Annotated in this window: 18 protein-coding genes and 1 pseudogene; 15 read left to right on the top strand and 4 right to left on the bottom strand. The window is 59.0% G+C overall.

Annotation, left to right across the window (positions count from 1 at the left end; translation table 11 throughout):
- Positions 1-274 precede the first annotated feature (274 nt).
- The 3 genes from ABE473_RS01505 to ABE473_RS01515 all read left to right on the top strand — a co-directional run bounded on the left by ABE473_RS01505 (position 275) and on the right by ABE473_RS01515 (position 1,789).
- Positions 275-607, top strand: coding sequence for a hypothetical protein (locus ABE473_RS01505; protein WP_346488222.1), 333 nt, complete (start codon positions 275-277; stop codon positions 605-607).
- 313 nt (positions 608-920) lie between these two features.
- The gene (locus ABE473_RS01510) at positions 921-1,397 is read left to right on the top strand and encodes a hypothetical protein (protein ID WP_346488223.1); all 477 of its coding nucleotides are present in this window, start codon (positions 921-923) and stop codon (positions 1,395-1,397) included.
- Positions 1,394-1,789 carry a hypothetical protein gene (locus tag ABE473_RS01515; RefSeq protein ID WP_346488224.1) on the top strand — a complete coding sequence of 132 codons (396 nt, stop codon included), beginning with the start codon at positions 1,394-1,396 and terminating at the stop codon, positions 1,787-1,789. Before ABE473_RS01510 ends, ABE473_RS01515 begins: the two co-directional genes overlap by 4 nt.
- Positions 1,790-2,677: 888 nt before the next feature.
- Here the strand turns inward: ABE473_RS01515 and ABE473_RS01520 are convergent.
- Positions 2,678-2,992, bottom strand: coding sequence for a helix-turn-helix transcriptional regulator (locus tag ABE473_RS01520; protein WP_346488225.1), 315 nt, complete (start codon positions 2,990-2,992; stop codon positions 2,678-2,680).
- Between ABE473_RS01520 and ABE473_RS01525 the strand changes: the two genes are divergently transcribed.
- The gene (locus ABE473_RS01525) at positions 2,927-3,181 is read left to right on the top strand and encodes a hypothetical protein (protein ID WP_346488291.1); all 255 of its coding nucleotides are present in this window, start codon (positions 2,927-2,929) and stop codon (positions 3,179-3,181) included. The two genes, ABE473_RS01520 and ABE473_RS01525, sit on opposite strands and share 66 nt — an antisense overlap.
- Positions 3,182-3,210: 29 nt before the next feature.
- Here the strand turns inward: ABE473_RS01525 and ABE473_RS01530 are convergent, their stop codons facing one another.
- Positions 3,211-6,816, bottom strand: a complete 3,606-nt coding sequence (locus ABE473_RS01530) for a transporter substrate-binding domain-containing protein (protein ID WP_346488226.1) — start codon at positions 6,814-6,816, stop codon at positions 3,211-3,213.
- A gap of 554 nt (positions 6,817-7,370) precedes the next feature.
- Here ABE473_RS01530 and ABE473_RS01535 point away from each other — a divergent pair.
- On the top strand, positions 7,371-9,383 hold the full coding sequence (locus ABE473_RS01535) for an acyltransferase family protein (RefSeq protein ID WP_346488227.1): 2,013 nt from the start codon (positions 7,371-7,373) through the stop codon (positions 9,381-9,383).
- A gap of 560 nt (positions 9,384-9,943) precedes the next feature.
- On the opposite strand, the gene ABE473_RS01540 is transcribed toward ABE473_RS01535, so the two are convergent.
- Positions 9,944-12,721 (bottom strand): TonB-dependent receptor, encoded by a 2,778-nt coding sequence (locus tag ABE473_RS01540; RefSeq protein WP_346488288.1) that lies wholly within the window; start codon positions 12,719-12,721, stop codon positions 9,944-9,946.
- Positions 12,722-12,778: 57 nt separating this feature from the next.
- Positions 12,779-13,348, bottom strand: coding sequence for an AraC family transcriptional regulator (locus tag ABE473_RS01545; protein ID WP_346488228.1), 570 nt, complete (start codon positions 13,346-13,348; stop codon positions 12,779-12,781).
- An 837-nt stretch (positions 13,349-14,185) separates the two neighbouring features.
- On the opposite strand from ABE473_RS01545, the gene ampC reads away from it, so the two are divergent.
- From ampC to ABE473_RS01595, 10 genes and pseudogenes are all read left to right on the top strand, one after another.
- Positions 14,186-15,355, top strand: coding sequence for a class C beta-lactamase (ampC, locus tag ABE473_RS01550; RefSeq protein ID WP_346488229.1), 1,170 nt, complete (start codon positions 14,186-14,188; stop codon positions 15,353-15,355).
- Between the two features lie 223 nt (positions 15,356-15,578).
- Positions 15,579-16,241, top strand: coding sequence for a GAD-like domain-containing protein (locus tag ABE473_RS01555; protein ID WP_346488230.1), 663 nt, complete (start codon positions 15,579-15,581; stop codon positions 16,239-16,241).
- Between the two features lie 700 nt (positions 16,242-16,941).
- A complete protein-coding gene (locus ABE473_RS01560) occupies positions 16,942-17,187 on the top strand; it encodes a hypothetical protein (protein ID WP_346488231.1) in 246 nt (81 codons plus the stop codon).
- Positions 17,188-17,457: 270 nt separating this feature from the next.
- Positions 17,458-18,048: a DUF1629 domain-containing protein gene (locus ABE473_RS01565; RefSeq protein ID WP_346488232.1), complete on the top strand. Its 591-nt coding sequence runs from the start codon at positions 17,458-17,460 to the stop codon at positions 18,046-18,048.
- 57 nt (positions 18,049-18,105) lie between these two features.
- Positions 18,106-18,252, top strand: a pseudogene (locus tag ABE473_RS01570) (hypothetical protein); the annotation flags it as partial.
- Positions 18,253-18,315: 63 nt separating this feature from the next.
- Entirely contained in the window at positions 18,316-20,199 is a 1,884-nt protein-coding gene (locus ABE473_RS01575) for an RHS repeat-associated core domain-containing protein (protein ID WP_346488289.1), read from the top strand.
- Between the two features lie 15 nt (positions 20,200-20,214).
- Positions 20,215-20,547: a hypothetical protein gene (locus tag ABE473_RS01580; RefSeq protein WP_346488233.1), complete on the top strand. Its 333-nt coding sequence runs from the start codon at positions 20,215-20,217 to the stop codon at positions 20,545-20,547.
- A 36-nt stretch (positions 20,548-20,583) separates the two neighbouring features.
- The gene (locus ABE473_RS01585; protein ID WP_346488234.1) at positions 20,584-23,484 is read left to right on the top strand and encodes an RHS repeat-associated core domain-containing protein; all 2,901 of its coding nucleotides are present in this window, start codon (positions 20,584-20,586) and stop codon (positions 23,482-23,484) included.
- The gene (locus ABE473_RS01590) at positions 23,481-24,038 is read left to right on the top strand and encodes a hypothetical protein (RefSeq protein ID WP_346488235.1); all 558 of its coding nucleotides are present in this window, start codon (positions 23,481-23,483) and stop codon (positions 24,036-24,038) included. Before ABE473_RS01585 ends, ABE473_RS01590 begins: the two co-directional genes overlap by 4 nt.
- A 168-nt stretch (positions 24,039-24,206) precedes the next feature.
- Positions 24,207-24,461: an RHS repeat domain-containing protein gene (locus tag ABE473_RS01595; RefSeq protein WP_346488290.1), complete on the top strand. Its 255-nt coding sequence runs from the start codon at positions 24,207-24,209 to the stop codon at positions 24,459-24,461.
- Positions 24,462-24,471 lie beyond the last annotated feature (10 nt).

The raw sequence follows: 24,471 nt of genomic DNA on the forward strand, positions 1-24,471 counted from the left end.
GGTCTATACACCGAAGCTATCGGCCTACGGGGTCATAGGCGATGCAATTCGGCCCTTCAGCAGCCCGGCGTTCTATCGGGTTTACAGCCGCGACGGAACTCTGCTCAGAACATCGGAGTGGTCGCTTCTTGAACGGGAGTTCTCGGATACCGACACCGCAAATTGGGCTCATAGCCACGTAATCTATCCAACGTATGATGGATATGAGGGATGGAAGATTCCTGAGTGTGGCTAACAGCTTCACTTCCAAGAGATCCTAGATGAGGCCAGGAAGATGAGAATAGTAGTCGTCCCATTACACGCTGAAGCACTTCAGCGCTTGGATTTCGATCAGAGCTTACCCGGTGATCTAGAGGAGCTCGAGCTGACTGAAGAGGTGTTCGACTCATTGGCAGAATCCGGCGTGCTAGATAGCCTGAATGCCACGCTGGGAGTAATGATAGATGTGTACGAAGATGAGAGCATCGAGGGACTGCCCCAACTTTTCCTTACTCTCGACATATTGAGCGAGGCCTATTCCAGAACAAAGCTGGAGGTGATCCTGAAGGTCATGCACCTGTGCAGACGTGCGATTGAGCGCAATACGGGAATCTTCTTCTATCTATAGCCATGGTGGGCACATCTGAACGGACCAGCACGGCCTAGAGAATCAGCTGGCACTTTCGTAGTTGTTGCATTGTGCTCACCACAGAACGCACGCATGGTGGGCACCCCCTCTCCTCCCAGAACGATCAATGCGCGCCTCAGTACCTACCATCCTGCACACCCCAGTCGCACTGGCGTCCACAGAGCGTAGCGACTGCGGCGTATATCACGGAGAGAGCATTCAAGTGCGCTCCCGCGGGTGGATCGCGGCTGCCGTCCTTGCCATTCTGCCTGCCGCGTGCAGTACCAACACCACCACTCCAGAGGAGATCGCAATGCTTGGCATGCGGGCGATTCTCCAGGAGGACGATGACGCGTACGTGCGCTTCTATGCGCTCACGACCGACAATACTGAGGCGCACATCCGCAAGATCGCTCTCGGCGAGCGCCGACACGGACTGGACAAGATCATGGCCGAATCCATCAAGGATGCCAATGGCGGCCCCTCCCTTTATCAAGCGGGGCTGGAAGCGCAGCATCGAGTCAGTTGTGCCCCCGTTCCAGGGAGTACGGTATCGGACCCACACGGTGACGGCGCGGAAACCGTGATCGTCCATGTGCGCTGCATGTTCCCGGAGATTCGTCACATCGAAGACGGGGCCATGCCCGAGCTAGCCGAAGACCAGCTCGTACCGGGCAGCAGTCGGAGCTCCCCCTCCCTATCCACGCGCCCCCACCTCTCCCGATGCCCGATGACGCTATCGGAAGATCTGCGCATAGCTCAAACCCCTGATGGAGCCGAGCGCCCATGAAGCTCATCGGCAGCCTTACTGAGACCAAGTTCCGAAAGGAGTTGCTTGCGTCATCACTTGCGTGGCAGCGTGAGGCGCGGATCATCCAACTGCTCGAAACGCATATTCTGCAGGTGGACACCATACTCAGTCTGGGCTGGACTCCTGACCAGCTTGAGGATTGGCACACGATCCTGGTCAACGGGCAGCACGTCGTGTGCTTGGAGGTCCCGAAGGGCTCCGGTGCCCCGCACGTCGCGAGCGTGGAATCGACGGCGGTGTACGCACGACGCCTCAAGGGCGCGATGGCGAGAATTCAGCTCGCGGTCGCATTGGAGTTGAGCAGAGAGCTGTCGAGAGCACCGGAAGGCTCGTCTGGCGCCATTACGGTGCCTGCGATCGATGATTTCTAGGCACAAGCCCCACCACGTAGGCGCCAACCGCCCTCTGTCGCCACTACCCCAACGCGGGCGCGGCAGAGTGGACGACGCGACCTAGGGCAATAGAGGACCACCGATGAATCGTTGCCCGAGCAGAACGATGACAGTAGGAGGCATAACAGTATTCATGGGAGAGGAAGGCCATTGGCATGTCAGCAGCCCGCCAAACACCTACAGCCTGATCAACGCCGATGACCTTGTGCGTACGCTCATCTTGCTTGAACAGCCACTTCAGAGGGTTGATGCAATGCTGGGCCCGGATTACCCGTATATACAATCCATTACGGCAGGACTTCAGTACGAGTCAGACTACTGGACTGGATTGGCTCTTGGGTGGGTGGCGGATTCCCCAAGCGACGTTTACGGCAAGGTGCGCGAACACCTGCTCAGGGCCTCGAAGAGCAGGCGCCTCTCGCAGAAGAACAGGCATACCGCATTTCGTCTGGTTAATCGGCACGCCAGGCGGCCAGCCGACTCCAGCGACGTTCCACAAGCGGAAAGCCCAGTCTAGACGCCGCCAGCCATGCTTGGTCGTCGGCCTTTCTACCGCCGCCAACATCCACAATTCCGGCGGCAGGTTCGGGCAGCCGCTTCCGCTTCGAATCCAGCCCCGATCTGATGCGAAATGAGCCGGGCCAACAGACATGTACTCAAACGAATCGTTCGCTTCTGACCTAGAGAAAATGCTGATAGGCGGCTTCAACGTCTGCAAGATCGCCAACGCGGCGAACAGACTTTACGCGGAACGTGCGCTGCAGCTGGACGCACACATGGATCATGTACTACTGACGCTCATGCCGATGTGTTGTGCGCCGGAGTTCGAATTGACGGAGTCTGAGTTCGTTGCCCTGATCGCAGAGATCAGATCACGCTAGCGTCGAGCATCAGTTCCCGGACCTCAGGACGGCTCGGACCGACCACATCCGCAATCCTGTCCATCCGTCCCAACCCCAGATGCGCGCGCAGCGCCGACAGAAGCGTCCCACGATGCTTGTACCCAACGGTCACGGCAATCTGGTCCACCGTCATCTCTCCCTCGCGAAGCAGGCGCACAGCGTGATCCAACCGCACTCGCCCGGCGAACGACAGCGGAGACAGCCCATAGACGGCATGAAACACCCTGGAGAGGTAGCGCGCCGGAAGTCCCGCGAACGCGGCCAGGTCAGCCGTCAGCACAGCATGGCGATGGACAAACTCGGCCTAGCCACGGAAGCGGAACTGTTCGCTTACGCCTACGAGCACGGCCTGGCCCCCGCACCGCGTCTGCCGATCACCGCCGAGGTCGCCCATTTGCGGCTGCCGGCGCATGTGCAGGTCGAGAACGTGACCTTCTGCAGGGCCTATGAGCTCGCCTCGGACTCCTGATTCCAAGCGCTTCTCCCAACAGGTTACGGTCAAAAGAGAGACCCGACGACCGTGCGATACGCGGCCATTACCTGCTGCACCTTTTCCAGCGCCGTGCGCTGATCCGGCAGGCCGTCACGTACGACGGCCTCGCTCAAGTCGCGCAGATGGTGCGCGATCACCAGCGTGCCCACAGCGCCGGTGCCGCCCGCCATGCGGTGCAGCGTGTCACCCGCCTTGTTTGCGTCTCCGCTGGCCATGGCAGCCTCGAGATTGTCCAGATCGATACGCAGGGCTTCATGCAGGGTCGCCGCGATCCGAGCGGCAATGTCAGTCGGTCCGAACCGCAGGTGAAGGGCTTCCATGGTGGGCAGATCGTCCGTCCACCCTTTTTCCGCCACCCCACCTGATGCCAGCGTCGAGGGATCGCTTTTGTCAGACGCCACCGCCACGGCCAACCAGCGCCGCAGCGCCACGCACAACTGCTCCAGTGTGGCCGGCTTGGTCAGCACGTCGTCCATCCCGGCCTGATGGCAGCGTTCCCGCTCATCGGCGCTGGCGTTGGCGGTCAGCGCGATGATGGGCAGACGAGCAACGCCGTGGATACGCTCGCGTTCGCGCAGCGCTTCGCTGAAGGCGTAGCCGTCCATGCCGGGCATGCGGCAATCAGTGATCACCACGTCGAAGGGCTGTGCCTGCAGTGCGGCGAGGGCTTCGCCACCTTCTGCGGCGATCACGAACTCCAATCCCAGCTGCTGCAGCCGCCAACGCATCAACACCTGGTTGGTGGGATGGTCCTCGACCACCAGCACCCGCTGCCCTGGCACGAAGTGCGCTGTTGCCTGGCGCGTCCCGGCAGGCAGTGCCGGGACCGCCTCCGGCTCCGCCACGACCAGGTCCAGGTCCACAGTCACCGTGGTGCCGGCACCCGGCGCACTCTCCAGCTGCACGCTGCCGTGCATCGCCTCCACCAGCCGCCGGCTGATGGCCAAGCCGAGGCCGGTACCACCGTAATGCTGGCTGGTCCCCGCCTCGGCCTGACTGAAGGGGCGGAAGAGCCGTTGTTGTGCTTCTGCGGAAATGCCGATACCGGTATCGACGATGCTGATGCGAAGCCGTTGCTGCCCGCCCTGCTCACCGAGCAGGGCCACAATGGCATTGACACTGCCATGCGCGGTGAACTTGATGGCGTTGCTCAGCAGATTGAACAGCACCTGGCGCAGGCGCAGGCCATCGACCAACAGATGGTCCGCGATGTCTGCATCAATGTGGCACTGGAACCGTAGCCCCTTCGCCAGGGCCTGCGGCTCCAGCAGCGCGTGTACATTCCGCACGGTGGCGCGCAGGTCGGTAGGCGCCGGTGCCAGCTGCAGGCCACCGGCCTCGATGCGGGAAAAATCCAGGATGTCGTCCAGGATCTGACGCAGCATGCTGGCCGATGCCTCGATCACCGTCAGCACTTCCCGCTGCGGTGCCGTCAGGCCGGCAGCGTCGAGTACCTCCAGCATCCCCAGCACCGCGCTCATCGGGGTGCGGATCTCGTGGCTCATGGTGGCAAGGAAGTCCGCCTTGGCCGCGGTGGCGCGCTGCGCGGTAGCCGTGGCATCGGCCAATGCCTGTGATTGTGCCTGGGCCTGGGTGATATCGACCCAGTAACCACTCCAGCGGATGCTGCCGTCATCGGCGTGGTACGGCGTGGCCCGCGAGCGGACCCAGCGCCAGCCCGCGGTCCCTGCCGCACGGAACTGGGTGTCGATGGGCAGGAAGTCGCGGGCCACTCTCTCCAACATACGCCTCAGCGCTGGCTGGTCCTCTGGATGGATCCGTCCGAAAAGCTCACGCTCGCTGCACATGGCTTGGCTGCCATCGATTCCGAACAATGCCATCATGTCACCGACGATGAAGGGAAAGGACATCTCGCCCTTGGCGCTCTGCTGGAACTGATAGACCACCGCCGGGAGATTGTCGGTAACCTCCTCCAGGCGCCGTTCCACGCGGCGGCGCTCGCCGACTTCGCGTCGCAACCGCCAGTGGCCGATCCCATGAACCACCACGGCTGTGCCTAGGGCCAACAGCAGTGGCGCCATCCAGCGCAACCAGCGACGCCAGTCCAGCCCGCTGCGGTATTCCACCGCCAGCCAGTCGCTGCGGATAGCCTCGCGTTCGCGCGGGGGCATCGCCAGCAACATGCGGTCGAAACTGCTCACCAAGGGCGCGTACTGTTCGCGTACGCCCAGCGCGAGCCGGTCCTCGATGCGGGTGGGCGCTGCGATCTGGAGCTTTCCGCTGTGTCGTTCGCGGATCAGACGATCGACAATGGCCAGGTTACCGATGTAGGCGTCAGCCGCCCCGGCGTGCACCATCTCCAAACCCTGCTCGGCGCTGCGCGATTCGAGGATATGGGTGTGCGGCGCTTGCACCCGCACATAGGGTTCCAGGCGCTCTCGGTCACTGAGCACCAGGCGCAGCCCATCCAGGTCGCGCATCTCCAGCACAGTTTCACCATCCCTCCGGGTCACGATGACATTGGCAATCGTCAGGAAGGGGCGGCTGAACACCCAGCCCTCGCCCGCAGCTGCGCTGTCGTCGGGGACGCCCATCACCGCGTCGAGCTCGCCGTCGCGCATTTTCCGTCGGATATCGCGCCAATCCGCGACCCGAACAAGGTTCAAGGTCGCGCCCAAGACCCGGAACCGGGCAAGATATTCCTCCGCCAAGCCGCTCGGTGAACCTGCCCCGTCCAAGAAAGAGATCGGGGCAGCATTGGGAGCAAATCCCGTCCGCATCGGCTGCGCCAGCGCGGCGGTTTCCCGGGCACTCAGCAACGGCCGACCCTGACGGCCCCAGTCAAGCGGCGTCAGCCACTGAGTCCGGATTGCCTGCTGTTCTGCTCGCGGCAACCGCGTCATGGCGACATCAAGCGCCTCGGCCAGCGGCTGCCTCGCGTTGGGAACCGCAAAATGCAGGCTATCCAGCGGTACGTCGCTCTGGCGGACCAGGCTCAGCGCGTAGGCCTCATGCGATTCCATGAAAGCGCTGGCGACATAGGGATTGCCGAGATAGACGTCCGCGCGTCCATCTGCCACCATTTCCAAGGCCTTCTCGGTGGTCGGCGCAACGACATGGTTCGCCTCCACATAACGCAGGCGCGCTACTGCGCCGGTGGGAAAGCCGCTCTCGGTCACCAAACGCAGATGCCTGAGATCCGGGTCCTGTAATACCCGCTGGTCATGTCTGCGACCCACCAGCGCTACAGGGACTTCCGCGTACGCATTGGTAAACACCATACAACGTGTACGGGACGCGGTCAGCGCCACATTCATGACGACATCCACCTCGCCAGCGCAGGCGGCGGCAATCAGTGCATCCAGATCCTGATACATCTTTATCTGCACCTTCACGCCAAGAATCGGCGCGAGCGCCTGCAGATAGTCGATGCCCAGGCCTTTCAACTGACCGTCCTTCAGGTACTCGAACGGTGCCCAGTTGAGCGCCACCGTACCAAGCACGATCTGGGGATGGGCCCGGAGCCAAGCGCGTTGGTGTGCATTGAACTCAGTAGGCTGCGTCGCTTGAGCACCTGCCGAAGTTGCAGATGCCAGCGTGACCAGTAGAAGGAACGTCAGGCTGGCCCGTTTGACCCATTCACCGCACATGTCATGCTCTCCGGAGGGAATGCTCTACCGCAACGACACGTTCTGCCAAACGATTCCGCCGCCTTGATAGTCCCGAGTGCCGCTTCGTGCTGACTGAAGGGTAACAACACGCCTCGCTCTTCACCACTGTGTCCTATGCCCCAGGTGCCGGCGAATGATGGTTCCGGCGCGCGAACAGGTGTGCTTGCTGCTGAACCGACCCGGCAGCGATCACAGATTGTCGATTGAATATTCAGATTGCGTTGGTAGCCACGCTGCCCCATCTGGATCGACCTGCGCGGCCAGCATCCGCACAGCCGCAACGAGTATGTATGGCACGGACAGCTCCAAGCTACTGAATTCCATGGTGTCAGCTCGTGCTGGCGGGTCTTCGGTCCCGCCGTTGCGGACAAGCTTGTCGCATACAACACCACCTGTACCTCCCGCGCTCGGTTAAGGCCACCCCCAGCTCCTTTACCCATCCAAAACGGACGGACCGAGCGGCCTCCCGCGCCCCTTCCGAGAACATAGCCTCTTCTGCCTTGGTGACGTCCATTCCGATGCCAGAGAGGCCCATGACCATGCTCAAACCCACTCCCGGTTACATACCCGGTATCGACGGCCTGCGCGCGATCGCGGTTCTAGCGGTGCTGATCTATCACGCGGATTACGTTCCTTGGCTGCCAGGTGGCTTCACTGGCGTGGACATGTTCTTCGTCATTTCCGGCTTCGTGATCAGCCAATCCCTCTCCGAACGCAAGACTATCGGTTTTGCCGACTACCTGAGCACGTTCTACCGAAGCAGGATACTGCGCCTGCTGCCCGCCCTGCTGGTGGTCCTCACCGTCAGCTTTGTCCTATCGGGTTTGCTGCTGCCACAGGTGTGGCTAAGCGAGCAGAACAACCGCACCGGGATGGCGGCGTTCCTTGGCTTAAGCAACTTCGTCCTGGCGTTTGACAGCAGTCCCTACTTCTCGCCGAGCGTCGATCTCAATCCGTACCTGCATACCTGGTCGCTGGGCGTGGAAGAGCAGTTCTATCTGTTGTTCCCCGGAATCTGGTACCTGTGGCTGCGCTACCGGCAACGCGGCCCGGCATTTTGGGCAGTGCTACCCATCCTGACCCTGGCATCGCTGGCGATCAGCACTATACAGACCGCACACGATCCTCTCGCCGCGTTCTACCTATTGCCTTCGCGCTTCTGGGAACTGGCTGCGGGTGCCCTGTTGTACCAGTGGTTGCATCACGCTCCCCTACGAACCCGCTCCAGCGGAGCCATCAGCAGGATGATGGTTGTCGGGCTGGGCCTGCTGCTGGCCGGCTTCGTGTACGCGGATGCCGCGCGCTTCCCGCTTCCATGGGCGTTGGCGACCGTCGCCGGGACGCTTCTGATGATCAGCGCACTGGTGCAGCCCCACGCCGGCGAACTCCCGATTCCACATCGGCTATTGCAGAGTCGGCCAGCCCTTTACGTGGGTAGGCTGTCGTACTCGCTCTACCTGTGGCACTGGCCGGTGGCGGTGTTCATACGGTGGACGGTCGGCTTCGAGCTGTTGGCAGTGCAGCTGATCTATCCGCTGCTGGTACTGGGCTCGGCGGCGGCCTCCTATCACTGGATCGAAAGCCCGATTCGCGCGGGACGCGGTGTTCTCCAGATGCGTACCTGGGTCACCGCTGGTGCCGCAGCGGCGATGGTGGCACTGGCGATGATGGGCGCCCGGTGGATCAGCGAAAACCCGGATCGCGTCTCACTGAGCCGGACCGCGGACACCTACACCTGGATGGCCTACCGGCATGCACCGCCCGCGTCAGCTCAGCCGATCCACGTGCCGCACCTCCAAGGTCACCAATTATTCGCACTGGGCGACTCGCATACGGCCGCGTACCGCACCCTGCTGAAGCAAGTGTCTGCGCAATTGGGGGTCAGGGTCATCGAGCACGAACGCGGCGGCTGCAGCGTGGTGCGACTGATCGGTGCCGATCCGACCGAATGTGCCGAAGACCGAGAGGCGGCGCTGCAGGCCATCGAAGCGGCGGCCAAGCCGGGGGACATGGTGTTCCTGGCGTCCCTGCGCATGCCCGAGCTCGCTGGCCGCAATTGGACCGGTGACCCCGCTGCGACCTGGGCAACCGTCCTCAGCGAGGTGCGGCCACGCGATCGCGCCGCCGGCATGGCATCCGCGCATGCAACGCTGTCGCGGCTGCAGGCGGCGGGATTACAGATTGTGATCGACGCTCCGATCCCGGTGTTCATGGCGCCCGCCAACCGGTGCTCGGATTGGTTCAATCGGATGAACCCTATCTGTGCTCCTGGCCTGAGTGTGCCGCGTGCGCGGCTAGAGGCCATGCGCGCCGGACAGATGTTGCAGCTGGAGCTGCTGCGGCAGCAGTATCCGGCCCTCACGGTATGGGACCCGTTCCCGCTGCTATGCCCAGGTGTCACCTGCTCTGCGTTCGACGAGGATGGGGCGCCATTGTACTTTGATGGCGACCATCTCAGCGGTCATGGCAACCGGATACTGGCAAACAACTTCATCCAGCTCCTACTACAACTCTGGGACAGTGAACCAAGTGGATCCGATGAATGATCAGGCCTGCGCCCCATGAAACAAAGCCAGCGCGGCCTGTCGCCGGCCACGACGATCAGAGCCCGCTAATCTCTATGGGAATAAGAGCCCTGCTCGATAGGCGCGCCATCGGGCCCACCCGAGCGTGCCCCTCATCGCCGTCAGGCGCGCGGCCGGCAAGCTCACCGTCACCACCACGTGGCGAGTGCCTATTGCCGTGGTCCAATGGACAGATTCGGGTGCCTCGATGCGATGCGCCTCCTCGGACGCTGGGCGCTGCTGTACATCCTGATTTTGGGGCAGCGGCTGGAAATGTGCACGCCGAAGATTGACGGTCAGCGTAATCGCATCGTTACGCGCCGTCGTCTGGACGGGTACCGATGCAACGCCCTGTGCCGTCGCTATCGTGGGCAGCGCTATGCCGTAAAATATCAGCACTGTCCTCAAAAGGCCGGTTTTGTTTCCGCTCATCTCTCTTATCCTTGTGTGTCATGTGATGCGATAGCAAGCCTATAGCTCGTTACGGAAAGCAGAGGGGCCGGCGATGCCGACCCCTCTGCTGCTCTCCGTCTACGTCTGGCTCAGAAGCGCTGCTGGTACTTCATGTAAATCGACCGGCCGACGTCGAAGCCGCCGTAGTACGCAAAGGTACTATCAGGCTGCGAGAACATGATCGGGCCCTTGTGGTTGAACAGGTTCTTGGCGCCGATCGAGACCGTGGCATCCCATGGCGCGGTCCAGCGCACCTGCAGATCGTGGAAGGTGTTGCTGCCGACCTTGCGCACCGCGGCACCCTCGCCGTGTGCCATCCGATCCGGATCCGTGCACGGCCGTTTCGGCACGCAGTCTTCGCGCATGCCGGAGTAGTAGCGCAACCCGTAGTTCGCGCCCCAGCTGCCCTTCTCCCAATCAAGGCCGATATTGGAGCGCAGACGGAAGTAACCCGGGTCACCGACCAGACCGATCATGATCTTGTCGCCGGCGTTGTTGACGCCTTCCTCGTCGAACTTGGTGGTATAGCTGCTCTGCCAATCCAGCTTGAGCTTGCCGATCGCCATTTCCGGCAACCGGTAGCGCACGCCCAGGTCGTAGCCCTGGGTCTTGGCCAAGCCCAGATTCGCCACACCATAATGGAGGCTGGAGATGTGCCCATCCGTTGCACGCACGACACCGGCACAGCGCTCCGCGTTACCCAGGATGTAACAGTCGCGCAGGATACGCTCGACGCTGTCCTTGATGATCATGTCCTTGATCGTGTAGCTGTACCAATCCAGCGACATGTCCAGCCCTTCCACCCAACGCGGGCTCCAGACCAGGCCGATGGTGGCACTGGTGGAGCGCTCCGGCTTCAGGTCCGGATTGGACTCCCGGTAGAACTGCTCCGGGGTCTGGCACGGGTAGCCCGTGCATGGGACCAGCCCCTGCCCCAGCTGCGCATAGCCCAGCGGAACGCCCGCTGCCGTGCATGCCGCATTGCCGTTGACGCTGTTGGTGTGGCCGGTACCGCAGGGGTCGATGTAGGACTCGAAGCTGGAGGACGTACCGCCGTAGAGATCGCTGATGGTCGGCGCGCGGAAGCCCGTGGCCACCGTGCCCCGCACCAGCAGTTCATCCACCGGGCGCCAGCTCAGCCCGAACTTGCTGTTCAAGGTGTTGCCAAAGTTGCTGTACTTGGAGTAGCGCCCGGAGGTGCTCAGGGTCAGCTCGCGGGCGAACGGCATGTCCTTGAGGATTGGGATGCTGAGCTCGGTATAAACCTCGTCCAGTGAGTACGCCCCTTCAGTGGTCACCGCTTCCAGGCCGGTGCTCTGCCCGGATTGAGAGAACGCGTCCGGAACGAAGCGGCCCTGCTCGCGGCGGTGCTCATACCCCACCGCAAAGCCAAGCTCGCCGGCCGGCAGATCGAATAACGAACCGGACAGGTTGGCGCTGTAGGTGGTGGTGGTGGTCTCACCGGTATCCACGAAGGTCGGGAACAGGAACTTCTGCAGCTCGGGATCGGACAGCGAGCCCGGCCCACCCACGCCGTACGGCAGCAGTGGATTCCACGGCTTGCAGTTCGGATCGGCCGCGGTGCCGCACTCGGGTTTGAGCGAACGGTCCAGCGCGAACCGGCTGCCGTCGCCGCGGGCGGTCTTGGTCAGGCGGTTGCGATTCACCAAGGCGCCGACGTCCCAATCGAATGCACGGTCGCCGAACTCAAAGCTGCCCACCAGCCCGCCGCTAAGGCGGTAGGTCTGCAGCTCGCTGCGGGTGCTGCGCGGCATCTCCCAGAGGCGGCGGCGGATGTCGGTGTCCACGCCGTAGGGATTGAATGGGCTGTTTGCGGGCAGCGTGTACTGCAACGGGTAGCCGGCAACCTGCTGGTCCGTGATGCGCTGGTTGTACAGTGCCTCGCCCTGAAGGCGCAGGGTGTCGTTGATATCGTGGTAGGCGCTTGCAAACAGCGAGCGGCGCTCCAACCCCGTCTGCACCATCATCTGCTCATTGGAATTGACGTTGTCGTCGGCGGCGAACGGCCGGTAGTCGTCCCGGTTGCCCGGGTTGCCGCCCTCCTTGAGCGTCCACCAGCGCACATCGGCCGGCTTGACGCCCTTACCGGCGCAGGGGTTGCAATGGGAGCCTTGGTTGCTGATCGGGCTCCAGCCCGAGCCGGGATAGTCCGGGCCCGCATTGCCATCGCGGCTGAACCAGCGGTCCTTTGCCCAGACCGGATCCTCCTTGCTGTATTCCGCGGCGAGCATCATGCCGCTGCGCTCGCCCTGGGTGCCCAGCTTCAGCGAGAATTCCTGCGTGCGGCCGTCGCCCTGGCTGAACTGGCCGACCCGCGTAATGAACTCGGCGCCGTCGAACTGGGTGTCGGTGATGATGTTGACCACCGCGGCAATCGCGTCGGAACCGTAGATGGACGAGGCGCCATCCTTGAGCACTTCGATGCGTTGGATCACGGCCAGCGGAATCTGCCCCAGGTCCTGCATGCCGCTGGTCGTCGCCCCCAGGCGCCGGCCGTTGAGCAGTACCAAGGTGCGTGTCGCGCCGAGGTTGCGGATGTCGATGTAATAGCCACCGACCGACTCGCCCGAGGCCAGCGCATCGGCGCGCGCGATCGCCGGCGAGCCGGCCGAGCTCAGGTTCTGCAGGATATCGGCGACGCTGGTGTGGCCCTGCTTGGCGATATCGTCGCGGGTGATGGTCAGGATCGGCTGGCGTGTTTCGGCATCGGCGGCACGGATGCGTGAGCCAGTGACTTCGATCCGATCGAGCGTTGTAGCTTCTTGGGCCACGACGCTCAGCGGAGCAAGGGCGGTGGCAATGGCCAGTGGAAGTAGGTGTAACGGCAGTGCGCGCGGCAAGCTCAGGTCAGACATACAACTCTCTCCAATTGTTAACGTTGCGCGAAAAGCGCAGAGCTGAACTTACGGGACATCATCCCGATGCGTTGCGCCTGATGCGCGTGAGATATGTGCCGAATTAGCCGTGCCGTTGCACGACCTGTCGCGGTAGTCTGTGGCACAGGCGCCGAAGTGCGCTCGGAATGCACGCGCGAAGCTGCCTGCGTTCTCAAATCCACTGGCTGCGGCGACCTCACCGATGATCATGTGGCTGTTGCGCAGAAGCCGCGCTGCCCGCTCCAGCCGCAGACGTACACCACAGGCTTGCGGTGACTCGCCATACACTGCCTGAAATGCCTTGGAGAAGTACCAGTAAGAGAGGCTCGCCAGGTCGGCCAATTCGCCGATGCGCACCACCCGGTCGGTATGGCCCTCCAGGAATAGCCTGCAGCGTTGGAGTCTTGCCATCACCTGACGTTTCCGACCCAAAGAGCGGCCGGGGCAGCGCAGCACCTGAGCATCGACCCCTCGCTGCAGGTCAGCCAAATGCAATAGCAACAGCCGCGGGCCGCCAGCGGCATCGATGCTGACGCTGCTTACCTCGCCGATCCCCCGCCAGAGCCGCAAGGAAACCTGCAGATCGCTGGCGGACATACGCCCTCTACCAATGAACAAGGGCACCTCACCGTGCGCAAGGGCACCAAAGGTGTCGCTGCTGAGACACAAGCCCACACAAACGCCGACCCGGTCGACCTGCAGAATCGGCCGCGAGTCATGCTCAAGCACAATCCACTCTCCCCGTTGCAGAGAGAACACTCCCTCCCGCGCACGAATGCCGGTTGTACCGCGCAACTGCATCCACACTGTGGAGAGTCCACACGGCAAGCGAACCGAGGACATCCGAGAAAGAGCGACACGGACGGCGCCCTCACTTTGACGCGTTACGCTCAGTTGATGACCACGATCTACCCATTGAACAAATTGCATGGAACTCCATCAGTTCAGCCGGACGGAGCCACTTCCCGGCCTAAGGTGTGCGGAGTGGGCGAGACTGTAGACGGCCACGGTGCAGGTCAAGCGCCAACGCCAGCCGAAGACGAAGACGTGTCGGATACGTCTTCATAAGGCGTCACGTGCCCACTCCTGGCGGACTGTTGCTGCGTGTGCGGAACTGTTCATCTTTCTGGATTGCTCTGAGCGTTGTATGCAGCCGTTTCCTAACGTAGCTAGTGACTCACCTGCGTGCCACGCCGGCAAATATCCGTTACCTGATCGTCGCTTCCACCGCTGACATCACCTGGCAACATCACCGCGCGGGATGAATCGCAGTAGCGTCTGTCGTGAACAGCTCTTTGCAGGCTGCGGGCGCCTAGGTGTAATGCGGCATGCGCGTTCCTTCACGCATGGCAGGTGGGAGCGCTCACCGCCCCGCCACGCCGGCGCATGCGGCGCCCGGCGGGTCCTCCGGCCTCCTCAGTTACACAGGATCACATGTCCCAGACACTTCCATCACTGCTCCTGTCCGTCGCCGTCTTGGCTTGCCCCACTGAATTGGCGTGCGCTGTTCCTGCATCGGCCAAGGGTATCGACGCTTCACTGATAGATACAAGAGCAGCCGCCTTCATGCGGCGGTACCGCGTGCCCGGCATGGTCATCGGTCTCACTCGCGATGGACATCATTACTTCTACAGCTACGGCGTCGCCTCCAAGGCCACGGGGCAACCGATCACCCCGGACACCCTGTTTGAGCTGGGCTCGATCAGCAAGACCTTTACCGCCACACTCGCTGCATACGCACAGACACTGAACGTACTCTCCCTGATGGACCCTGTGGGCAACCATGTCCAAGAACTGCAGCCATACCCCATCGGCAAGGTGCCACTGTGGCAACTTGGCACGCATTGCGCTGGCGGGCTCCCGCTTCAGTTCCCAGACACGGTCAAGACGGAGCCGGATGCCCTCCGCTACTACCAGCAGTGGCACCCCTCCCACATCGGTGGCGAGCGGCGAAGCTATGCCAAGCCGTCAATCGCGCTGCTAGGCGTTGCTGCGGCGCGGGCGCTTGGCCTGCCATTCCAAGAGGCGATGGAAGGTATGCTCTTCCCAACACTGGCATTGACGAGCACATGGTTGCGTGTACCGCAGCATGAGCGAACGCGCTACGCGCAGGGTTACAACGCAGCCGACGTGGCAGTTCGCCTCACGTCGGGCCCTTACGCGCAGGAAGCCTACGGCGTTCGGTCCAGCGCCCGCGATCTCATCCGCTTCATTGAGCTGAACATTACGTTGAACACCGGGGACCCGGGCTTGGATCAAGCGCTGTTGCAGACCCAGTTCGGCCGCTTCGAGGTAGGGCCGATGACGCAGGCACTGGCATGGGAGCAGTACCACTATCCCCTTCCCCTGGCTGACCTGATGGAAGGGCACTCGGAGCAGATGACCCACCGGAGCAACCGTACCCGGCCGGTCACATCGTTGCTGTCGAAGGACCATAGCCGGATGTACAGCAAGTCGGGGACGACTGCCGGTTTTGCAAGCTATGCGGCCTACATTCCGTCGCGCGGGACGGGCATCGTAATACTTACGAACAAGACCCACCCTGATGCGGCGCGGGCCAAGATGGCCCACGCGTTATTGGAGGAGCTGACCGAAATGCCGTGAGGCCACATCCAGCTGGGTGAGGTCAAGAATTGTGCAAGAGCATACAAATGCACAGGCAAACCAAGACAGAAACAAAACCAGGAGAACTCGCCGCGAGAAGTCCCTGGTGAGGCTTGACTACGGGACAGGAACGAGAAGATAGAATCTTGCGATACGCCCTGCGATTCGTACAGGCAATCTCACCAGGAACCTCCAGACTCCTCCAGGCAAAAAGGGAAAAAACATGAATGACCCCCATTTCGAATACTTCATCGAGAAATTTGGCGAAGCTACTTCCAGCACGCCCGTTCCAGAAACCACCTTAGCTCAATGGGCCGACAAACTCCCTCCCATTTTGATGACCTATTGGCGTGAAGAAGGCTGGGCGGGATATGCGAACGGTCGAGTGTGGACAGTGAATCCCGATGAGTACGAGGGCATCAAGGATGCTTGGCTTGAGGAGACTCCGTTTGCGAACATAGATAACTTTCATGTAATTGCCCGCGGCGCCTTTGGCGACCTCTACTTGTGCGGCGAAACAACAGGCGCAAGTGTCACCATCACCTGTACTCACAATGAAATACTCGCACTGAAAAACCAACTCAAACCCAAATCCTTGCCAGACCATGATCCTTCCATTCAGGCGCTATTTGGTTCCGCCAAGCTGGAAGACTTCGACTACAAAGACATCAACGGGAAACTTCTGTTTGAGCGCGCCGTAAAAAAGTACGGCCCACTTGAACCCGATGAAATGTACGGATTCGAACCTGCGCTCGTCATGGGTGGAAACCCGACATTGGATAACCTTCGACGTCTTAAACTGGCTCCACACCTTCACATTCTGCGTCAATTCGACAGTCCGACCCTTCCTTTCTCCAACGTTGATTTCGACAAATTCATGAAGTAGGCAAGAACGGAAAACCGGCACACATCTCACAAGCTAACGACTGAAATGCAGTCAATTTGCTCACAACATTGACGGCCAAATCAGTCAAGGCGACACCCGGTTTCGTCGCACCCGCTACAGCGCCGTGGTGGCACCCGCGCTGGCCCGCACTCGGCTGTGCTCCAACTGGCGGATCTTCCAGCAGCAAATAGTGCCGCAAATCCTCGACACCGTGCTCAAGGCCCATCGCCTGGACGACTTCGAGTAACGCCTCGGTTGCGACCATCAACCCCGCGAATACTGCGTCCAGGCTGGCGAAAACGACCCGGACCTCATTGCCCGATTAGCTGCCTAAGAAGGCCTGCTTTACACCCTTGAACACCGCACCGACGGTCACCGGCTGATCCTCACCGACCGCGTCAGCGCCATTGGCCCACCACACTCCCGCAGATTCTGCATACTCACAAATTAACGGAAAGCGAGTTAGCTCGAATGCAAAGCCATCCATACAGCTAGATGTTGATGATCATAGAAAAACAGCAAGCTGGGGAAGTGGAGGAAAAACGTATAGAGCGCTACAAACTAAACTCATGCAAGGAGGAAAACTGGAACACTCGGCAGCAATGATGATGGACATAGAAGATATACGATCTAAATTTGGCAACAAGTATGACTTAGCAATAGCGCAAATGCTCGCATGGGCCAGGTGCAAGGAGCACATATGACACAAGTAGATAAGGCTCAATGGATCAATAAAATGAGGCCACTCGTTGGCGGCCCTAAAAACAGAGAAACTGAGGATAGCTTCCACAAGCTAGTACTTGCAACCCCGCCAAATGCCGACAAAGAAATGGTGGATGCCATAATGGAGAGTTTCTTAAAACCATTTGACTCATCTGTGATGCAAATATGCAGCACCGCCCTTGGCGGGATTGATTTCGAACAGTATTATGAGTCCCAGCAATAACCAGCTCCGGATATGACGTACACAGCAGTCGTAACATCACCCGTTTACCTACTACTGGAAAGATAGACCCATCAAGAACTGTACATAGAGGCATGCATACTAAAGATTATGACCTCTTGGTGAGAGGACAGCTAGACGCCATACACTCAAGCAACGCAAGCGCAGAAATAAAAAAAATGCAAATAGAGGCGCTTTCCGACAACTTAGGAAAGAAACTAAGAAACAAACAAATAAACTAAACAATGCCTGTTAAAGTACGGAGAATAAAACATGCTGCACGCACTACTGCCTAAAGACAACACCTTTAACATGCTTAGCTACTCCCATGGAACCTCATCAGACCATTCACTATTTAGTGAAGGATTTAGCCTAAAAGGCTTAAATATTAATCTTGAATACAAAGCAAACAGCGCAGCAAGCTTAAAAAAAATAAAAAAACAACATTTAATTATCAGCACCGGCCCCGAGTTAGTTAGTCAACAGCTTAGAAAAATTCTAGAAGAGCTTGCACCAACGGAAGTTGAATTTTTTGACGCCAAAATATCCTTTGGGGATGTCACCCTGCATGATTACAGCGCAATCAACATTCTCCATAAACGCCCATGCTGCAACATGGGAAAAAGTGAATATGAAATAACGAACTTCGATCCAAACTCACCTGTTTATATGTTCCTCTATACAGTTTTAAAAGACTCTATGCCCGAAAATCTAAACATAGCACGATGCAGCGAGCAGCCCACACTGATAATCATCAACAACAAATTGAAGGAACACTGCCTAGACAAAAAACTCAATAACATATCTTTTTGCAGTGAAATAGATATAACGCACAAAGATAGAAGCATTTGTGAAACTGTATGATTTATAAACTATTTTCAACATCAATTCCGCTAATGGGTACCAGTCGACCTCAGTGGCCGGGTCAAACAGCGCACCGATGCTCAGGGCTATACCGTCCGTTTCAGCTATGACGCCTATGGCCGCCTGCAAAAGCTGACCAACGAAAACAACGAAGCCTACGCCTTCGGCTGGGACGCGCTGGACCGGCTGGTGGCCCAGCGCGATCTGGACGGCAGCGGGCGCCTTTATCACTACAACGCCATCGGCGATGTCAGCGGCGTGGATCATGTGCCTGTCCCGGCAGACAGAGACGCGCAGGACGATGATTGCCCACCGCTCAAGCACCGCTTCGAGCGCGATGCCGCCGGGCGCCTGATCCAGAAAACCACCGCCGACGGCGTCACCGACTACACCTACGACGCCGCCGACAACCTGCTGTCAATCACCTTCACCGACCTCAACGGCCAGCAACAACCGCTGGCGTTCAGCTACGACAAGAACGGACAACTGCTCAGCGAAACCAGCGCTGCGGGCGAGTTGCAGTACCACTACGACGAACTGGGCAACCTCGAAACCCTGACCCTGCCCGACCAGCGAGCCGTCAACCACCTGTACTACGGCAGCGGCCACCTGCACCAGATCAACCTCAATGGCCGGGTGATCTGCGATTTCGAGCGCGACAACCTGCACGACGAAGTGCTACGCACCCAGGGCCAACTGCACACCCGCACCCGTTACGATCGCAACGGTCGTCTCGCACAAAAAGCCCTGCACTACCACAACGCAGCCCGCGAAGAACTGCCGCTGCTGAGCAAGGATTACCAATACGACGCCTGCGACAACCTGATCGCCGAAGTACTGACCCAGACCCAGCGCCGCAGCAACCACAACTCAGCCCAAGAGCCCGTCATCGGACGTTTCGAGGCGCACAACAGCAACGGCAAAAGCCACACCCTCAGCCAGCAGTACCGCTACGACCCTACCGAGCGCATCCGCCAGCACTACCAGCACACCCCGCAAGCGTCCGGTCAGCACAGCGAAACCTTCAACTACGACGCCGCCGCCAACCTGATGCAGACCGGCGTGCTACGCGGCCACGTCAAACACAACCGGGTGCAAGTATTCGAAGACAAACGCTACTGCTACGACCGCTTCGGCCGCCTGAGCGAAAAACGCATCGGTGCCCACACCATGCAGCGCTTTGAGTACGACGCCGAACAGCGGCTAATCCACGTGCAGCAGACTAAGCACGGCGAACACCTGCGCATCCACTACCAATACGATCCGCTGGGCCGCCGCATCGGCAAACAGGTCTATCGCAACAACGATCAATGCCCGTACCGACGCACCACCTTTCAGTGGCAAGGCCTGCGCCTGCTGCAGGAAGTACAGGACGGCAGGCCCAGCCTGTACCTGTACGCCAACATCGACAGCTACGAACCGCTGGCCCGTATCGACGGCAAACCCGGCAGTGAAGAGGTCTTGTACTTCCACACCAACCTCGCCGGGTTGCCTGAACAACTGACCGACGAAAATGGTTTGAGCGTGTGGCACAGCGAATTTCAGGCCTGGGGCAACAGCCGCGACGAATGGCATAACACCCAGCACGGACAGGAACAGAACCTGCGTTTTCAAGGCCAATGCCTTGACCGCGAGACCGGCCTGCACTACAACACCTTCAGGTTTTACGACCCGGATATAGGGCGATTTACCCAGCCGGACCCGATTGGGTTGTTGGGCGGGATCAATCTTTATCAGTACGCGCCGAATGCGGTTGGGTGGATTGATCCGTGGGGGCTGGCTAGTCATTCACCGGGAGAATACGATGTGTTTTTTGAGGCCCGATTACCTTCACGAGAAATGTATCGCATGGATGATCCTGCTCACTTTAGTGAGTCGAACAGGCAGCTTTACTGCGCTATGAAAAATGACGCCACATTAAAACACCAATTGGAAATTAAGTACCCAGGCATTTACAAACATGTCTCACCTACAAGACTCGGAACATTTAGAGGAAAAGCATTTAAAAACACCACATGGCATCACCACGGCCAAGTCGGCGGACTACTACAGTTAGTTGACACAGCCGATCATAAAAGCAGACACAAAGATTATCACCCCAAAGGTCAGGGAGGTCGAAAAACATGGGGTGGTGGAACATCTTGCAGTTGACAACGGGAGCAACAAATGAAAAATTTCAAATCACTTTCCGAACTACTTCCGGAATACAAAACACTAGACTGGAGCGGAACTCTCTTTACCAACAAGCAGGTTTGGCAAACATCCCCTACAAAAGCTGAAATACTATTATTAGAAGGGGATGACGAGCTTGAAGATTTAACAGAGGCGCAAATACCACGTCTCGCCCACGCCAATAACACATCTTATTTTTTAGATGCTGAGATATTCAAAAGCGTTATCGATTTTCAAAAAGATAGAGACCCAAGATCAAATATTCAGGATTATATCCACGCCTTAAATTACTACTTAGAGAACGATGATTTCTACGACCCATGTTAAGTGACTGTTAGAAAATCAGACGACTAAGTTGCCCCCTTGCTGGAACCGCAACCCGACCACGAATGGCGGGTGATCCGGCACTGGGGCAGCGACGGCGAGGACTACCAGTTCAGCTACGACCTGGAAAAAGGCGAGACCCGTGTCGTGGACAGCCTCGGCCACACGGATCAGTATTTTTGGGGGCCGCTGTACGAGGTCTACAAGCACATCGACCCGCTGGGGCACTGCTGGCAGGACGAGATGCTGGCCGGGCAATTGCTCAAGAGCACCGACCCACAGGGTGGTGAGTGGCATTACGCCTACGATGAAATCGGCCGTCTGATCGAAACCCGCGACCCGTTAGGCCGCAGCGAGCGCCTCTACTACACCGAACATTGGGCGCTGCCGCTGAGCATCACCGACCGCGGCGGGCGTACCCACACCTATCGTTACGACGAGCGCGGCAACCTGCTCAGCGAACAAGACCCGCTCGGGCACACCACCCATTACGGCTACGACCGGCAAGGCCGGGTGGTGTCCATCACCGACGCCACAGGCAAACACAAAACCCTGGACTGGAACAAATACAGTCAACTGCTCAGCTACCGCGACTGCTCCAACGCCGAAACCCACTACCGCTACGATGCCCGCGGCCAACTCAGCCAGAGCATCAACGCACGCGGTGAAAGCCAGCGTTACCGCTATGACCGGCGTGGCTTGCTGATTGAAAGCGAACGCCCAGACGGCCGCCTCGACCGCTACGAGCGCGACACCGCCGGCCAGATCATCGGTTACACCGACCCCGCCCAGCAGACCACCCGCTACCAGTACGACCTCAGTGGCCGAGTCAAACAGCGCACCGATGCTCAGGGCCACAGCGTGCAGTTCAGCTACGACGCTTATGGCCGCCTGAAAAAGCTGACCAACGAAAACAACGAAGCCTATGCCTTCGGCTGGGATGCGCTCGATAGGCTGGTCGCCCAGCGCGACCTCGATGGCAGTACGCGCTTTTATCACTACAACACCATCGGCGATGTCAGCGGCGTGGATCATGTGCCTGTCGCAGCAGACAGTGACGCGGCGGCCGATGATTGCCCACCGCTCAAGCACCGCTTCGAGCGTGATGCCGCCGGGCGCTTGATCCAGAAAACCACCGCCGACGGCGTCACCGCGTACACCTACGACAGCGCCGACAACTTACTAACGATCACCTTCAACGACCTCAATGGCCAGCAGCAACCTCTGAGTTTCAGCTACGACAAGAACGGACAACTGCTCAGCGAAACCAACGCTGGCGGTGAATTGAGCTACCACTACGACGAACTGGGCAACCTCGAAACCCTGACCCTGCCCGACCAGCGAGCCGTCAACCACCTGTACTACGGCAGCGGCCATCTGCACCAGATCAACCTGGGTGGCCGGGTGATCTGCGACTTCGAGCGCGACAACCTGCACGACGAAGTGCTGCGCACCCAGGGCCAACTGCACACCCGCACCCGCTATGACCGCAACGGCCGCGTCGTACAAAAAGCCCTGCACTACCACAACGCAGCGCGTGAAGAACTACCGCTGCTGAGCAAGGATTACCAATACGACGCCTGCGATAACCTGATCGCCGAAGTACTCACCCAGACCCAGCGCCGCAGCAACCACAACTCAGCCCAAGAGCCCGTCATCGGACGTTTCGAGGCGCACAACAGCAACGGCAAAAGCCACACCCTCAGCCAGCAGTACCGCTACGACCCTACCGAGCGCATCCGCCAGCACTACCAGCACACCCCGCAAGCGCCCGGTCAGCACAGCGAAACCTTCAACTACGACGCTGCCGCCAACCTGATGCAGAACGGCGTGCTACGGGGCCACGTCAAGCACAACCGCGTGCAAGTGTTCGAAGACAAGCGCTACCGCTACGACCGCCTTGGCCGCCTGAGCGAAAAACGCATCGGCAGCCACACCGTGCAGCGCTTCGAGTACGACGCCGAACAGCGCCTGATCCGCGTGCAACAGACTAAGCACGGCGAACACCTGCGCATCCACTACCAATACGATCCGCTGGGGCGGCGCATCGGCAAACAGGTCTACCGCAATGACGATCAATGCCCGTACCGACGCACCACCTTTCAGTGGCAAGGCCTGCGCCTGCTGCAGGAAGTACAGGACGGCAGGCCCAGCCTGTACCTGTACGCCAATATCGACAGCTACGAACCGCTGGCCCGTATCGACGGCAACCCCGGCAGTGAAGAGGTCTTGTACTTCCACGCCAACCTCGCCGGGCTACCCGAACAACTGACCGACGAACACGGGCTGAGCGTGTGGCACAGCGAATTCCAGGCCTGGGGCAACAGCCGAGATGAATGGCACCGTAGCCAGTACGGACAGGAACAGAACCTGCGTTTTCAGGGTCAGTACCTTGACCGCGAGACCGGCCTGCACTACAACACCTTCAGGTTTTACGATCCGGATGTAGGGCGATTTACCCAGCCGGACCCGATTGGGCTGTTGGGTGGGATCAATCTTTATCAGTACGCGCCGAATCCAACGGGGTGGATCGATCCGTTGGGGTGGATGCCATTTTGGAAGCCATTGAAACCCGACGGCATGGGACATCATCCATTTCCGCGAGGCCACGCTAATACACATGGGTATCCTGAATTGTCCAGCAAGCTGGACTCCCCATCGTGGTACCCAAACAATGTCGAAGGGTCAGACACTCTGCATAAAAGATTCCATGAGTCAATAACCAAGCAAGATGTTCCATTCAGCCAAAAATTCAATGGAACATCTAATGATCTAGTGGCCAAAATAAGCAAGGCGTATGAAGGTTTCCCAGAAAAAGGAACCTTAAAAATACCAAGAACAGGCGAAATATTGGCGAAAAACATTACAATCAGAGAAGCCTTTCTTAAGCTAGTTGGCAAAGGCACCAACTCAAAATCGAGCACAGGATGCGACTTATGAAAGCATTATCAAGCATAACCATATATGAACCGGGCATCGTACTGTTCGATCCCATAAACCTGAAGAGATACCTAAAGAGTGTTGACTTCCATTCAAAAAATGTATTTGATTTTTTCATAGCAAATGAAGTGATCGGAAGAAATGCCGTTGGAAAAGGAATAGTTTTCCCTCTCTATGAAATACCCGAAAGAGACTATTCTATCTTCATAGAGACCCCGAATAACAATCCAAACCAAGCAGGGGTCGCTAGATTCACATACAGGAACTTACCACTAGAGATTACGTCAGGACTATTAATTACCGCTGACCTGAGCGCACTCTTTGACTGGGACGAAGATTTTTTCACAAATTACATTGAAAAATACGACAGTAAGCTCGATAACAGTGACTACCTTGAAGTCTCCCCTGGCATCTACCAGATGGGCATCACCGGCTATAGTGACTTGAAAAAAACCCCCACAAGCTATGGTTATGGAATACAACTAACTCCGACAGATAGCCACAAGCTCCTAATTAAAAAATCCATTGATGAATTTAACTTTTCAATTGAATAGCTATTGACCATCAACACAGTGATTCATCGCATTCGACTACGACGAACTCGGCCGCCTGATCGAGACCCGCGACCCACTGGGCCGCAGTGAACAGATTCGCTACACCCGCCACTGGGCACTGCCGCTGAGTGTGACCGATGCCGGTGGCCACACCCATCCAGCCAGAGCATCAACGCACGCGGCGAAAGCCAGCACTTCCGCTATGACCGACGTGGCTTGCTGATTGAAAGCGAGCGCCCGGACGGCCATCTCGACCGCTACGAGCGCGACAGCGCTGGCCAGATCATCGGTTACACCGACCCCGCCCAGCAGACCACCCGCTACCACTACGACCTCAGTGGCCGGGTCAAACAGCGCACCGATGCTCAGGGCTTTTACTGTTCGCTACCTTCCAGCCCGTCGAGATCACGGGTTGGGCGGTAGCGTGCCTCAA

It is taken from the genome of Stenotrophomonas sp. TWI700 (genome assembly GCF_039673645.1).
Taxonomy (GTDB): Bacteria; Pseudomonadota; Gammaproteobacteria; order Xanthomonadales; family Xanthomonadaceae; genus Stenotrophomonas; species Stenotrophomonas maltophilia_AA.